Here is a 13785-nt window from a genome sequence, read left to right as displayed (position 1 = left end):
AAATTTGTTTTATATCTTACGTGTTGCTACAATGATTTCAAATGGCTGGATCTGCCATGAGACGGCAGTATCTAATTGACGAACTCCTTCATTATCAACTACAGTCCACTTTTCATCTAAAGCAGGCATCTCACACGCAACACCGTTATAGTTTTGAACAAATAGGTACTCGGTATCAGCATTTTCACGCGTAGTTGCATACACGCCATATGGTAATGATACCTCAACCGCCTTTTTCAACTGTAATTTAGCAGCTACATCATAATAAAAATCGCGATAAAACTGCTGCTCAAATCGACTAGCCACATAGTAGGCTTCACCTGTCCCAAAACGGTGACGGGTTAAGGCTGGCTTACCTGCGTAAAAGTCATCGCCGTAAGTCATGATGGCTTCTGCACCTTGCAAAGAAACTAAATCACATAACGTACTACAGAAATAGAAGCCAGTTAGCTTGCCCTTACCCTCCTGCACGATGGGTGCAGCCTCTACGTTAACGATGCCCTGATTCGCCTCATGATCATACAGTCCATCGATTTCATCACTAACTAGACCAACAACATCAGTTAGCTTATGCGGTGCAACACCTCTAAACACAAGATCATTTTCGTCAACAATGCCACTCCAGTACGTTAATACTAATGTACCACCCTGCTCAACAAATGAACGAAGCTTATCCTCAAAGCCAGCCCGAAGCATATACAACATTGGAGCAACAAGCAGCTTATAGTCACTAATGTCACATTCCATATCTACAAAATCGACAGAAATACCTTGCTCTAGCAATGACCGATAATGACGCTGAACCTCTTCAATATACCCCATACCTTGGTTGCGTGGTCCCTGTGAATCCTCGATTGCCCATTTATTTTCCCAGTCATATACGATCGCAGCTTGGGACACTGTTGTTGAATTTGCTACATCTACTACTGACAACTGCTGGAGTAGGTTACCTAGCTCTGTCACTTCTTTAAATACACGATGCTCATTCGAGCTATCATGGGACACAACTGCACCATGGAATTTTTCACTAGACCCACGACTTTTACGCCACTGAAAATATTGCACCGAATTAGAGCCGTGTGCCACCGCCTGCATCGATGATAATACATGCATACCTGGTTTTTTTAGCTTAGAAACGCCTTGCCAGTTCGTCATGCTTGGTGAGCTTTCCATGAGCAAAAATGGCTTACGCTTAATAGAGCGCATCATATCATGATTCATTGCTGTATCGATCGCAATATCGATATCCGGTTTTTTGTGCCATAGCGGGTAATTGTCCCATGAGACGATATCAACGGAATCCTTATACTTAAAGTAGTTTAAGCCATCAAAGTAATACATAAAGTTGGTGGTAACAGGGATGTCAGGATTATAGGTTTTTACCGCTGCAATTTCATGGTTCATAAAATTAAGACTTTGATCGGTTACAAATCTGCGCCAATCTAGGTTTAAGCCATGAGTTGCACTCTCGCCATGTGGGGCAGGAGAGTCAATTTGTGACCAATCAGTATACGTATGACTCCAGAATGTCGTCCACCAAGCCGCATTTAATGCATCCAAAGTACCGTACTTATTTTGAAGCCAAGTCCGAAACGCTTCCTGACACAAATCACAATGGCATTCGCCACCATATTCATTGGAAATGTGCCAAAGCTTGACCGCAGGATGGTCACTATATCGCTTGGACAATGCTGTATTAATAATGCTTATTTTTTCTCTATATATAGGTGAAGTATAGCAATGATTATGACGTGCGCCATATAAATTACGTTGGCGTTCTTTGCTTACACGCAATACTTCGGGATATTTCTGAGCGAGCCAAGTTGGACGTGCACCTGATGGGGTTGCCAGAAAGACAGAAATGCCATTCGAATAAAGGGAATCAATCACATGATCCATCCACTCAAAGTTAAACTTCCCTTCCTCAGGCTCTAATGCAGCCCAAGAAAAAATCCCTACAGACATTACATTACAGCCCGCTTCCTTCATATAACGAATATCCTGTTCCAGCACCTCTGGTTCATGTAACCATTGCTCAGGATTATAGTCCGCACCATGCAAAAGCTGATCTCCAAAAAGATGTGTCTCTTGTGTTCTTGTTTTTGTATTCAATGGGTTCCCTCCACAAATTAAATGTACCTAGTCCAAACAAGTTTAAGATGTCTAACAATGTATAAATATGTGTAAAAATAAAGCCTGATTTCACCTTGATGCATAACACTTAGGATGAGAATCAGGCTATCAAATTTAAAATTAATGAAGATTAAATAATGGTTCGATTTTTAAATTAGTGGTTGACAACTAACCCAAACTAGCGAAGGGACAGGGAGATTCTGGAGAAGTGAAACGTTCGTCTGGTTTTAACAACGATCGGAAGAACTCTCTGTCTCGTAGCCTCCATCTCCATTGTTGTCAACAACTAATTTTATCGAGATCTGTTATTTAACCGAACCAATCATTCCCTGCACAAATTGCTTCTGTAGCAAGAAGAAGATTAATACCGTAGGAATGGTCGTAATTACAATTGCCACCATAATGATGCCATAATCGGGATTATAGGATGAAGCCAAACTCGACACGATCAGTGGCAAGGTTTTCTTTTCCTGCGATTGCAAGGCAATCAATGGCCATAAGAAGTTGTTCCAATGGTTCATGAAGGTTATAATCGCTGCTGCCGCATACGTTGGTTTCATCGTTGGCACATATACTCTAGTAAAAAGCTGGATTTCATTTAAGCCATCCACACGTCCTGCCTGCAACAGCTCACGTGGGAAGGACTTCGTATTTTGCAAGAAGAAAAAGATCATAAATGCTGTCGTCATCATTGGCAAAATAACAGCCGTCGGAGAGTTTAGCAATCCAAATTGACTAAACATCCGGAACAATGGAATCATAATCGCAGCAAATGGCATCATCATCGAGAGCATTAAAACTCCAAATAATCTATCCTTTGCACGACTACGATAAATTTCAAAGCCATAGCCCGCCATCGAGCTTAAGAGCAAGGTTAAAATCGTACCAATCACCGCAATAATTGCCGAGTTCCAAAAGGCAGAACCAAGCGTTGTTGTGTCCAGCAATTTTGTAATGTTATCCTGCAGCATACTGCCAAAGCTAAATTTACCCTTAACAATATCTGAGGAAGTGTTTGTCATGCCAATCAGCATCCATAAAAACGGGAACAGGGAGATGACAGAAACAATAATGAGGAATATGTGAATACCTAAATTCGATAACTTTCTCATTTTTTCTCCCCTCCAATTTTAAGCTGAAGCAAGGCTAAGATCGCAACCATAATTACAATCGCATAAGATACTGTCGCCGCATAACCAAAGTTAGGTGTATATACAAAGGACAAGTTATAAATGTACTGAGAAATCGTCATGGTTGAGTTACCTGGACCACCGTTTGTAATGTTGACAACCTCATCAAATAACTGCAATGTACCGTTCGTTGAAATGATCGCTGTAAACAAAATGATGGGTCTTAACATCGGTACAGTAATTTTGAAAAATTGCTTTGTTTTAGAAGCCCCGTCAATTGAAGCCGCTTCATATACACTTGGGTCAATGCTTTGCATGGCAGAGAGGTAAAAAATCATATTATATCCTGTCCAACGCCATGTAATTGCTGCAATAATAACTACTCTTGCCCATACTGGGTCCATGAGCCAAGCGATAGGCTCATGGATAAGATGGCTAGAAATTAACATTTTGTTCAGTATGCCATCTACAGCAAAGATACTTTTAAACAATACAGCATAAGATACGAGTGATGTCACACAAGGTAAAAAGATTGCTGTACGATAAAAACCTTTAAAACGAAGTTTCGGCAGGTTAAGGAAATAAGCGATAATAAGGCCCAAAAACAACATGATTGGCACTTGTACAACTAGGTAAAGCATCGTGTTTAGTACAGCTTGCTTAAACATCGGATCAGAGAATAGACGTGTATAGTTACTAATACCTGAATATTGATATACAACCCCTTTACCTGACTGGAACGACAACAGCAAGGACTGGACCATCGGATAAAAGCTAAATACTATAATGAGTAAGGAAGGCCATAATACAAATTGCCATCCTATAATATTTGATTTGTTCCATTTGTTACGCATAATTCCACCTGCCTAACTTTTAATTTATTGCACCTGTTGCTCAAACAGCTTTTGAATATTTTCTAAGCTTTTCGTAATATCCGCACCGTTCAAGATGTTAGGCAATTCATTTTTCAACGCGTCTTTTGCTTCTTGTGTGTACATTCCTAAAGAAATACCTGGAACTAATGTTGACCATTTTGTAAAGTCGCTATAAATTGCTTGTCCACCAAAGAACTCTGATTTTTGTCCATAAGCTTCACTTGTGAAGGCAGGCATATAAGAACCAACACCACCATTTTCCTTCAAGAAGCGCTCGTAAAACTCACTGCTTCCTCCGATAGTTTTTGCAAGGAAATCCATCGCTGTGTCTTTGTTTTTGGAGCCATCTAATACGAACCAGCTAGAGCCACCTTCATTGGAAGCATTCGCTGCGCCTTCAACGTTTAATTTAGGGATTGGTGCTACTCTCCATTTACCACTTTGGTCTTTAGCATCCATAATAGAAGCCACTTGCCATACTCCAGATACAACTGTAGCTACATCTCCTGCGTTAAAGCTTCCTACAAATTCGCTCCAGCCTGTAACTGGTTTTGCAATCCCAGAGTCTGCAATCGCTTTGTATACACGAAGTGTTTCAGCCATGACTGGGTTGTTCACAAAGTTACCTTTGTTATCTGCTGTAATGTACCATGAGCCACCAGATTGCAATAAGATCGATGTCAACGCTTCATCGTTAGGATTGATTGTTGCCATATATTTTCCTGTTTTTTCTTTTACAATTTTACCGATTTCAATATACTTATCCCATGTAATGTTCTCTAAGTCCTCAGGTTGGAAGCCTGCTTGCTCTAAGTAATCAGAGCGATAAAACATCCCAGTTACACCGATATCAAACGGTACACCATAAATCTTGTTATCAATGCGAAGAGCATCTACTTTATATGGTGAGAATTTAGTAAAATCGACTTTATCCGTAAAGTCAGCAAATGTATTTGGGTAGGAATTTACATATTTTTGAATGTTAGGGTCATTAACTAAAATGATGTCTGGAAGTCCGTCTTTAACGCCAGAAGCAAGGTTTGTATTTAACTTTTGCTCCAAGTCAGCTTTCGCCATCTCAACAACTTCTAATTCGAAGTCTGGGTGCTCTTTTTTGTACAATTCCTCAGCAATTTTTAGTGCCGCACCGTTAAAGGAAGGGTCCCAAGCCCAAGCAACTACTTTTGTTTTTGCGCCTGATTCCGTTTTAGTATCTTTTCCTGCCTCTTTATTGCCTGACGTATCTGAGCTAGTGGAACCACAAGCTGCAAGTAATGAAGCTGTCAACGAAAGCAATAACAACATCGATAACCATTTTTTCAAAATACACAACCCCTTTTTTCTATAATGTGAAAACGCTTTATTTACTGGTTTGAATTTAATTTTAAATATAATTGCATTCTAAGTATAATAATTATTAGCTGAGAAATAGTAAAAATTTTAGCATTATGAAAACGCTTCTTTTAAAATTTTTAGCAATAATTTTGGATAATAGTATTTTTTATTTATATCCTTTGTTGTTACTGTCTGCCCAATACCCTTCTGCGTAGGCATCGGTTATGATGAAGGTAATAATTAGAGGTAATGGGGTGAATCTATGACTACAGCAAGTACAACAACCTATCGGATTATGATCGTGGATGATGAGGTGATCTTACGATCAGGCATTGTTCATTTATGTAACTGGAGCGACTATGGCATTGAATTTGTTGCACAGGCAGCCAATGGACAAGAAGCGCTTGCTTTAATTGAGGCGCATTCCCCACACGTTGTCATCACTGATATCGTTATGCCCGTCATGGATGGTGTCGAGCTGACTAAAAATATAAAAAAAATGTACCCTCATATTAAAATTGTGGTACTAAGCAGCTACAGTGAATTTAACTATGTACGTGAAGTTTTCAAATATGGTGTAACCGATTATCTCCTAAAACCGAAGGTTTCTGCTGAGGAATTGATTGCTTTAATCCAATCACTATGTAGTGATGTAAATCTACCCGAACTAAGTCATGAACCACCTAAATTTGATCGTTCACTTGTGTTAAGCCAATGGCTGAATCAGGATACAACGCTAGATCCAACCCTAGATGATGCCACAATTGAGGAGTTGAAGGCTCAATTTCCGTTCCCCAATTTTCACATGGTTAAGGCCAGCACAAATCTCATTTTAATGCGGACAAGCTATAACCAAAGCCAAATTGAGCAAATTATACTCCAAAATGCCGAGACGTATTTATCTGAGCTACATTACACGGTTGTTTTTTTAAAAAATGAGATGCTAGTTCTGTCTAACTATGACTTGTCACAGGAGGAACGCGTAAGATTCGCGCTCTCCCAATTGGCAAATGAAATTCAAAACATCTTTAAGTATATTTCCTTTGTAAGCACTCATCCTTTTCAGACATTTGAGGAAATTTTGCCACAACATGAACGAATTACACCGTATTTAGGTAAAGTATTTTATTTTCCAGATCAACCTATCGTGGACGAAGGTAAAATTTCATTAACAGGTGAAAAGGTTGATTTCGACTTAAATACGTTTACAACGATGTTGCGGATGTTTGCCTTAGACGACGCTTGTAAGATGCTAACCTCGTTTTTTGATGAAGTGAAGCAAGGACAAGCCTATGACGATTATAGCTTAAAGCGGATATGCCAAAATATTGTTTACACTGCAACTAGCACACTAGAGCAATACAAACGACTGGAGTCTGGAGGCACCTCCTCTAAGCTAAAGCAATTTAAAAGTATTGATTTAGCCCATGATATCGCTGAGCTAGAGCATGTTATGACGATATTTATTACCGAATTACAATCGGCATCAACCCAAGGAGATCAACAGCATTCTATTCTTCTCCATCAGATATACGAGTATGTACAGGGCAATTACGCCAATGATATTTCGCTCACTGAGATGGCTAATCATTTGCATATGAACTACAGCTATTTGTCTTCTTACTTTAAGCAACGTACAGGTGAAAATTTAACGACCTATATTAATCGAATTCGTGTGGAGCAAGCTAAAAAGCTACTATTAGACTTAAATCTTTCTGTATCTGAGGTTAGTGCGATGACGGGCTTTTCCGAGCATAATTACTTTTCAAAGGTATTTAAAAAGCTTACAGGCTTTACGCCACTTGAATTTCGCAATCAAGCTTTACACTCATAAAGCTATAAAAAACATACGTACAATAGGGTGAAGGTGCATAAGATGCTTCGTAAAAACAGTATTTTTATTAAATTTGTAGCGTTGATGCTGTCAGGCATTATCGTCATTTCTACCCTGCTCGTTTTTGCATCCTCTACAATTTCAGAACGAATTTTGCTGCAACAAGTCATTAAAAGCGCCTCGGCAAACATGAATTTAGTCAAGCATGATTTATTGCGCTATAACGATCAGGTCGTGAATACCATGCTACAGGTAAGCAGTAGCTCTGAATTCAAAAATTACATTACGAAGCCCGTTACCACGACGTTAGAGCATATTAATTTAGTGATTTCATTAGGAAGATATATTGATTTATATAAAGATTATTTAAGTCCTGATAACTCCCATGTTATCGTTTCTTCGCTTCCGGGCATGGGTGGGCGGCACTATTCAAGCAATGCTTTAAAATGGGACAAAATCCCACAGGATATCGTGTCTAAATATATGACGATTGAGGGAGAGATTCCTAACAAAATTTTGTATCACAGCAGTGATAACTTATTTAAAGAATCTGTCACTTATAAAAATTTTATTTTTGCAACTAAACCTTTAATGGATAAAAACGGCTGGATGTACGGTTATGTTGCAGTTGTCATGAATGAATTAAATATTTCCCAAAAATATAGTCCTTATATTTCAAACGGCACCCATATTTCACTTATTACGCCAGAAGGCGTCATTTTATCTAGTAGTAAAAAAGAGCTGATCGGCCAAAAGGACCTTCCACTTTTAAATCTCGCTACTGAGACGAAGGAGCAAGGTGGGGTAAAGTCAGATGCACTACAAAAACAAACCTATATCTCTTATTTTTTACCTGAATTTAACGCTTATCTTGTGGAAGAAATTGATCAGCTTGTTGCCTTTTCACCCTTGTATAATATTTCTTGGGAAATTTTCAAGGTAGTCAGTATTTTAGTTGTTATTAGTATGATTTTTGTATATTGGCTAAGTCGACGGATTACACATCCCCTTAATAAGCTAGTGAAAACGATGACTACCTCTAGTGGGAACAACCTTAAGCCACACCCTCTTCAGGAAAGTGGTAGCTATGAAACAAATGTACTAACCAAAGCGTACAATTCACTTATTAAAGAAATTGATGAACATACGGAGCAGCTACTACATGAGCAGCAGGAGCGGAGGAAGGCGGATTTAAATGCTTTACAAATGCAAATCAATCCTCACTTTTTATACAATACATTAAGCTCAATTAAGTATTTGGCTAAAATGCATCGTACCGAAGAGGTGGATCAAACGATAGATAGCTTAATCTCTATGCTACAAAGTACACTTGGCTCAACTGAAGATGTTGTAACCGTGATGACAGAGATTGAAACGTTAAAGCATTATGTATTTATTAACCAAATTCGTTATGGCAATCAGATTAAAGTACATTATGAAATTGGCGAAGGCTGTGAAGATTTACTGATTCCAAAGCTCATTATACAGCCGTTTGTTGAAAATGCTTTTTTCCACGCCTTCCCTGGATCGGTTGGTGGTAATATTCATATTTTTATTACACAACGCAATGAAAAGCTAATTATCGAAATTATGGATGATGGCATTGGCATGTCACCAAATCAACAAAGTGCAAAGGAAAAGAAAAAATACCATTTATCTGGAATCGGTATTCAAAATGTACATGGACGTGTGCAGCTTTTGTACGGGCAAGACTATGGGGTGCAAATCGAAAGTGAAGAGGGTTACGGCACTGCGGTCAAGATTTTGTTGCCGATTATTCAGTCGGAATCAGAGCCAGAGGTTTATAGCGATTATAAAGAAGATTAATGCGGCCCGTTTTTCATAGTCACTTTGTGATAGGACCAAGGGAAGATAATAGAGTAAGGAGCAAAAAGGCGGTAATAGATGACCTTTATCAGATTTTCAGACACGCCCAAGCTTTCCCCCTAGCCTCCTATTCCTCCAATCTCCGAAGATTCACGACTGAATCTTCGGAGACCCCACTTTCAGTAGATTTATCACAACTAGAAATGAGATTAATCCCAACCCATAAGGCTCTGAATGTGCGTCGTGAGTTTATTTGCTGCCTTGTTATGTGTTGTTGTAGACGGATGCCAATCCGCACCAAAGCCATCTTCCGGCAACTGCACCTCAAATTTCATTGTAGTAATATTAGTATCGCCTGTTTCGTTACTATACGCGGCTACCGCTCTCTCTACATAAGGAAATAAACGATCCCCCATAATACCTAACGTACATAATATTTTAGCATGTGGATTGTTAGCTCGAACTTGTTTCAGAAATAAGCTGTACTGCTGTTCATAGTCCGCTTGGCGTTCAGGATGATCCTTGGTGTAAGAGTCATCGTTTGTGCCTAAATTTATGACAACAAGGTCGGGTGTAAATTCATTGAAATTCCAAGCAATAGAAACTGGATTCACCGTTTCATGAAAATATCCCTCAGATTTGGCAACCTTATCATAATAATGCGGCAAAATATGCGTGGTTAGCTTTTGATCATTTTCCGTATAACCCGAAATAATTCCGTATCCACTATAGCTGACCATACTGTAATCCGCGTTAAGCTTTTGTGCCGTCAGATAGGCAAATGCCTTCGTCACATCTTCCGTGCCTGTCGTGAAGGGGCTTTCCGCATGACTTGCATCCACACCATACCCACATGTAATGGAATCACCAATAAATTCAATTTTGCGAGTTTTGATTGGCGTTGCCTTAATCCCATCTATCGCATCCACTTTTATATCTGCTACACCAACGGTAGACATTGCCGCTTCAGACAACTTAATTATCCGAACAGTAACTTGTTTATCCCCATGTTGATTTTCTATCTCATTTTCATCATTAGCAAAAATAGAATACGTTTTCATTTTTTCAGTAACAAGCTCATCTATAACTCGTTGGCCGTTTACTTCAATCGCAATTCTAGCTTCATTAATACCACTTGTTGCGATCTGATCACCAATAATCGTAATTTCAGCCCTTTTCCCGTAAAAAGAAAACTCAATGCCACTACCTGATAAAGCAAGCCATCGTATGTCATGGTGCATATGTGTCCGTCCGATTAGCTTGACGTGTTGTGGAGTAAGTTTAAAACTTTTAAGCATTTCTACTGACATTGTTCAGCCTCCCATTATATTATTTGAATAAATTTATGTTGGAAAAAAGTATCTATTTATGATCACTATTTCTATAATCCAAGTTCTTTTCTTGTTCAGTAAAATCTTCTGGTAATACGATTCGTCTATATAGCTTATCAATTTCCTCCCCAAAGGAGTAAGGAACTGTTATAAACTTAATGTATTTTATTTGAGATTTTGAAATCAAATATTTATTTATATCAGAAACATTATTAGTATCACAAACTAGTAAATTACCGTCAACATTGTGATTAACTAAATATTTATTAAGATAGATACTGCCATCAGTACAGTAAACATTAATAAATATTTCAAATTTCAATAAAAATTTACTAGACTTCTCAATAAGTACATATATAAAATAAATAACCAATAACATCAATAAGTATAAAAATATAATTTCCTTATCATATAAATAAATTTGGAACAACAGATCAGAAGATGTATTAAACTTCATTTCAGGCTTAACATTATTTAATAATGTTTCATTCATGAATAAACCGTGAAATACTGTACAAGAAATAATACAACATGCCCAAATAAATAAATAAGATAGTATTATTACATTCTTATTTAAACGGCTCTTATTAGCAAAATTCTTTATTAATTTTTTTACACTAGGAATCTGCAGAATAGATATTATTAGAACCGTTCCAAAGAATATATAAAGTGTTGTTGCGGCTCCTACAACTTGAGTCACAAATTTATGAATCCATGCTTTTTCGTACTCTTTATCAATACTAGTTAATACTATAGTATAAAGACTTGAACCTAATGTAACTATTATTGCGAAGTATAAATGTCTAATCATTTTCATTCCACTACTAATGAAATTCAGTTCTTCTTTCGATATGAACAGCCTGAACGGATTTATGGCAAGTAATGACCCAGTGAATATAGCAATAATTAATGAACCGATAAAACCTGAGAAGGCAATTGTAGGATGAAAGATCACATCTGATAGTCCCCTTTAGAGTTATTTTGTTTTAAATCTAAATCCCGCCATTTCAATAATTGTTTAGCAAAAAATTTCTAACTCAAATATTTCTACATATATCGCTTCATTCCTCTATCTTTTTTTTCGCAGTTTCTAGTGTTTCGCCCTAGTTATTTCCTTTTACACGAAATGATTCAATATATTGATAAATCTCATCCTCAGGCGTACTTAGCAATTGGACAAGAGCTTCCTTTATAGCTAGAAACTGATTCACTTTTTCATCGATATCCGCAATTTTATCCAATACTCGTTCCCTTAGAATATCCGGTTTAATCTCATCCCCTAATAGTTGCAACACCTCTTGAATTTCTTTTAAGGGGTAACCTAACTGCTTAGTATCCTTTATAAATTTTATCTTCACTAAATAATCTTCAGTATAAAGACGATACCCATTTTCCCCACGACTTGGTTTAGGTAAAATACCTTGCTCCTCATAGTAACGAATTGTCGCTGCCGATAAGCCTGTCTGCTTGGCAAGCTGTCCTCTTGTCATTTTCATCTGTATATCCTCCTCCTTTATCATCGTTATTATTTAAATATTTCGTCCACTTCATAAGCAATATATTATAGGCTCAACCTTGAAAATTAATACTTGACCACTAACCTACACTAGCGAAGAGACAGAGAGATTCTGAAGGTTGTCTCTTAAAATCATCTTCCATCTACAATTATACTTCAATCAAAAGGGCTCAACTTAGAAATTAGTGGTTGACGGGAAGCAAAATAGCGAAGGGGTAGAGGGATGGTGGAGAAGTGAACACGTCCGCCTTTACAGACTGTTTTTCAATCCATACGATCTAATTCAAGAAAATCAGGCTGTAACAGGGGTCGAAGCCACCCTCTGTACCGTAGCTGCTTTCCCCCTGAAGTTAGCAACCACAAGAACTTATAAAACAACAATTATTTATTGTAAAACAACAAAAAAGATGATAAAGTTTTGATGAAAATGATTAAAAGAGATGTTTGCTATCAAACGAGAAACCGTATTTTTAAAGGTGATTGTTTTTTTACTTGCTTTACCTATTTTCGCTTTATGTATTTGGATTGTGCCTCGTATAGGTAGTGACCTAGCAGAAGCCTATCCAGATTTTTGGGTTTATTTCCTGATGGGATCAGCGTACGGATCAGCCCTAGTCTACTTTGCTGCGTTATATCAAGCTTTACAACTGTTAAGCTATATAGACAAAAATAATGCTTTTTCTCATGAATCCGTTCGAGCTTTAAAGCTAATTCGAAATTATGCCTTTATTATAAGCGTACTCTATTTAATTGCTTCCCCATTTTTGTATTTCATTGCTGATCAAGAAGATGCTCCTGGTATTATCGCATTTGGATTAATCATCATTTTAGCCTCTACCACGATTGGCGTATTTGCCGCCGTACTAAAAACATTATTAAAAAACGCAATCGATATGAAAGCAGAAAATGAATTAACGATTTGAGGTGATACTCTTGGCTATAGTTATAAATATTGATGTTATGTTAGCAAAACGAAAAATGAGTGTGACTGAGCTTGCTGATCAGGTGGGCATCACGATATCCAATCTTTCTATTCTAAAAAATGGGAAGGCAAAAGCAATCCGAATTTCCACCTTAGAATCGATCTGTAAAGCTTTAGACTGTCAGCCAGGGGATATTTTAGAATATCGCAAAGAGGAATAAGCCTGTCGAATAGGATAAAGGGGGCAAAATATGAACGCGATCAAGCAACTGTTTCGTTTTGGGATAGCTCAAGCTCTATCTTGCTTATTCCCTGTCGTTATTTTCAGCTCACTGGCATTGACTAAGTATGTCCCTCTTCCCTTTTTGCCTAGATATGATTGGCTGCTCATTATTTGTATACTGATGCAATGGTGGATGGTTCACGCCAAGCTTGAAACGATGGATGAATTAAAGGTCATTTCCCTATTTCATGTTATAGGGCTGGCACTAGAGCTATTTAAAGTACATATGGGGTCATGGTCGTATCCAGAGGAAGGCTTCTTCAAGGTTGGGGGCGTCCCCTTGTACAGTGGCTTTATGTACGCAAGTGTTGCTAGCTATTTATGCCAAGCGTGGAGAAGGTTACACGTAGAGCTTGTTCATTGGCCTTCATTAAGGATAGTTGTGCCTGTTGCTGCTCTTATTTATTTCAATTTCTTTACTCATCATTTCTGGATTGATGTGCGCTGGTGGTTATCTGTGCTCGTCATTATCGTTTTCTGGCGGTCTTCCGTGAATTATAAAGTAGGAGCAATTCCTGTAATGAATTAATTTGAGGTTTGAACAAAAAAAGCGCCTCCTGTATGCTGGGTTCCGAATGGTGTACATTCATTCCCTAATT

11 protein-coding genes and 1 pseudogene are annotated in these 13785 nt (G+C 37.9%); 5 read left to right on the top strand and 7 right to left on the bottom strand.

Annotation, left to right across the window (positions count from 1 at the left end; translation table 11 throughout):
- Positions 1-9: 9 nt before the first annotated feature.
- The 4 genes from J2Z32_RS13060 to J2Z32_RS13045 form a co-directional block, all read right to left on the bottom strand.
- Positions 10-2112: a beta-galactosidase gene (locus J2Z32_RS13060; protein ID WP_245251442.1), complete on the bottom strand. Its 2103-nt coding sequence runs from the start codon at positions 2110-2112 to the stop codon at positions 10-12.
- 326 nt (positions 2113-2438) lie between these two features.
- Complete coding sequence (locus J2Z32_RS13055) at positions 2439-3245, bottom strand: carbohydrate ABC transporter permease (RefSeq protein ID WP_210089615.1); 807 nt, start codon at positions 3243-3245, stop codon at positions 2439-2441.
- The gene (locus J2Z32_RS13050; protein ID WP_210089614.1) at positions 3242-4117 is read right to left on the bottom strand and encodes a carbohydrate ABC transporter permease; all 876 of its coding nucleotides are present in this window, start codon (positions 4115-4117) and stop codon (positions 3242-3244) included. Before J2Z32_RS13050 ends, J2Z32_RS13055 begins: the two co-directional genes overlap by 4 nt.
- A 24-nt stretch (positions 4118-4141) precedes the next feature.
- Positions 4142-5461 carry an ABC transporter substrate-binding protein gene (locus tag J2Z32_RS13045; protein WP_210089613.1) on the bottom strand — a complete coding sequence of 440 codons (1320 nt, stop codon included), beginning with the start codon at positions 5459-5461 and terminating at the stop codon, positions 4142-4144.
- A 274-nt stretch (positions 5462-5735) separates the two neighbouring features.
- Here J2Z32_RS13045 and J2Z32_RS13040 point away from each other — a divergent pair, with 274 nt between their 5' ends.
- Both J2Z32_RS13040 and J2Z32_RS13035 read left to right on the top strand, forming a co-directional pair.
- On the top strand, positions 5736-7307 hold the full coding sequence (locus tag J2Z32_RS13040) for a response regulator transcription factor (protein ID WP_210089612.1): 1572 nt from the start codon (positions 5736-5738) through the stop codon (positions 7305-7307).
- 42 nt (positions 7308-7349) lie between these two features.
- Positions 7350-9134 carry a sensor histidine kinase gene (locus J2Z32_RS13035; protein WP_210089611.1) on the top strand — a complete coding sequence of 595 codons (1785 nt, stop codon included), beginning with the start codon at positions 7350-7352 and terminating at the stop codon, positions 9132-9134.
- A gap of 209 nt (positions 9135-9343) precedes the next feature.
- Here J2Z32_RS13035 and J2Z32_RS13030 read toward each other — a convergent pair whose 3' ends face one another.
- The 3 genes from J2Z32_RS13030 to J2Z32_RS13020 form a co-directional block, all read right to left on the bottom strand.
- Positions 9344-10444 (bottom strand): SGNH/GDSL hydrolase family protein, encoded by a 1101-nt coding sequence (locus J2Z32_RS13030; protein WP_245251440.1) that lies wholly within the window; start codon positions 10442-10444, stop codon positions 9344-9346.
- 52 nt (positions 10445-10496) lie between these two features.
- The gene (locus J2Z32_RS13025; RefSeq protein WP_210089610.1) at positions 10497-11420 is read right to left on the bottom strand and encodes a hypothetical protein; all 924 of its coding nucleotides are present in this window, start codon (positions 11418-11420) and stop codon (positions 10497-10499) included.
- Between the two features lie 148 nt (positions 11421-11568).
- Complete coding sequence (locus tag J2Z32_RS13020) at positions 11569-11961, bottom strand: MerR family transcriptional regulator (protein WP_210089609.1); 393 nt, start codon at positions 11959-11961, stop codon at positions 11569-11571.
- A gap of 460 nt (positions 11962-12421) precedes the next feature.
- Here J2Z32_RS13020 and J2Z32_RS13015 point away from each other — a divergent pair, with 460 nt between their 5' ends.
- The 3 genes and pseudogenes from J2Z32_RS13015 to J2Z32_RS13005 all read left to right on the top strand — a co-directional run.
- A complete protein-coding gene (locus tag J2Z32_RS13015) occupies positions 12422-12904 on the top strand; it encodes a DUF2975 domain-containing protein (RefSeq protein WP_245251438.1) in 483 nt (160 codons plus the stop codon).
- A 10-nt stretch (positions 12905-12914) separates the two neighbouring features.
- Positions 12915-13124 carry a helix-turn-helix domain-containing protein gene (locus J2Z32_RS13010; RefSeq protein WP_210089608.1) on the top strand — a complete coding sequence of 70 codons (210 nt, stop codon included), beginning with the start codon at positions 12915-12917 and terminating at the stop codon, positions 13122-13124.
- Between the two features lie 30 nt (positions 13125-13154).
- Positions 13155-13691 (top strand): annotated as a pseudogene (locus J2Z32_RS13005) (DUF817 family protein); the annotation flags it as partial.
- Positions 13692-13785 lie beyond the last annotated feature (94 nt).

The organism is Paenibacillus turicensis, from assembly GCF_017873435.1.
GTDB lineage: Bacteria > Bacillota > Bacilli > Paenibacillales > Paenibacillaceae > Fontibacillus > Fontibacillus turicensis.
The sequence above is the reverse complement of the archived record's forward strand: the minus strand, read 5'-3'. Positions and strand labels throughout refer to the sequence as shown.

What these genes read in the sequence shown, in the direction of transcription:
- J2Z32_RS13055 (WP_210089615.1), bottom strand. Translation starts at nt 3,245, where the DNA reads ATGAGAAAGTTATCGAATTTAGGTATTCACATATTCCTCATTATTGTT.
- J2Z32_RS13050 (WP_210089614.1), bottom strand. Translation starts at nt 4,117, where the DNA reads ATGCGTAACAAATGGAACAAATCAAATATTATAGGATGGCAATTTGTA.
- J2Z32_RS13040 (WP_210089612.1), top strand. Translation starts at nt 5,736, where the DNA reads ATGACTACAGCAAGTACAACAACCTATCGGATTATGATCGTGGATGAT.
- J2Z32_RS13035 (WP_210089611.1), top strand. Translation starts at nt 7,350, where the DNA reads ATGCTTCGTAAAAACAGTATTTTTATTAAATTTGTAGCGTTGATGCTG.
- J2Z32_RS13030 (WP_245251440.1), bottom strand. Translation starts at nt 10,444, where the DNA reads ATGTCAGTAGAAATGCTTAAAAGTTTTAAACTTACTCCACAACACGTC.
- J2Z32_RS13020 (WP_210089609.1), bottom strand. Translation starts at nt 11,961, where the DNA reads ATGAAAATGACAAGAGGACAGCTTGCCAAGCAGACAGGCTTATCGGCA.
- J2Z32_RS13015 (WP_245251438.1), top strand. Translation starts at nt 12,422, where the DNA reads ATGTTTGCTATCAAACGAGAAACCGTATTTTTAAAGGTGATTGTTTTT.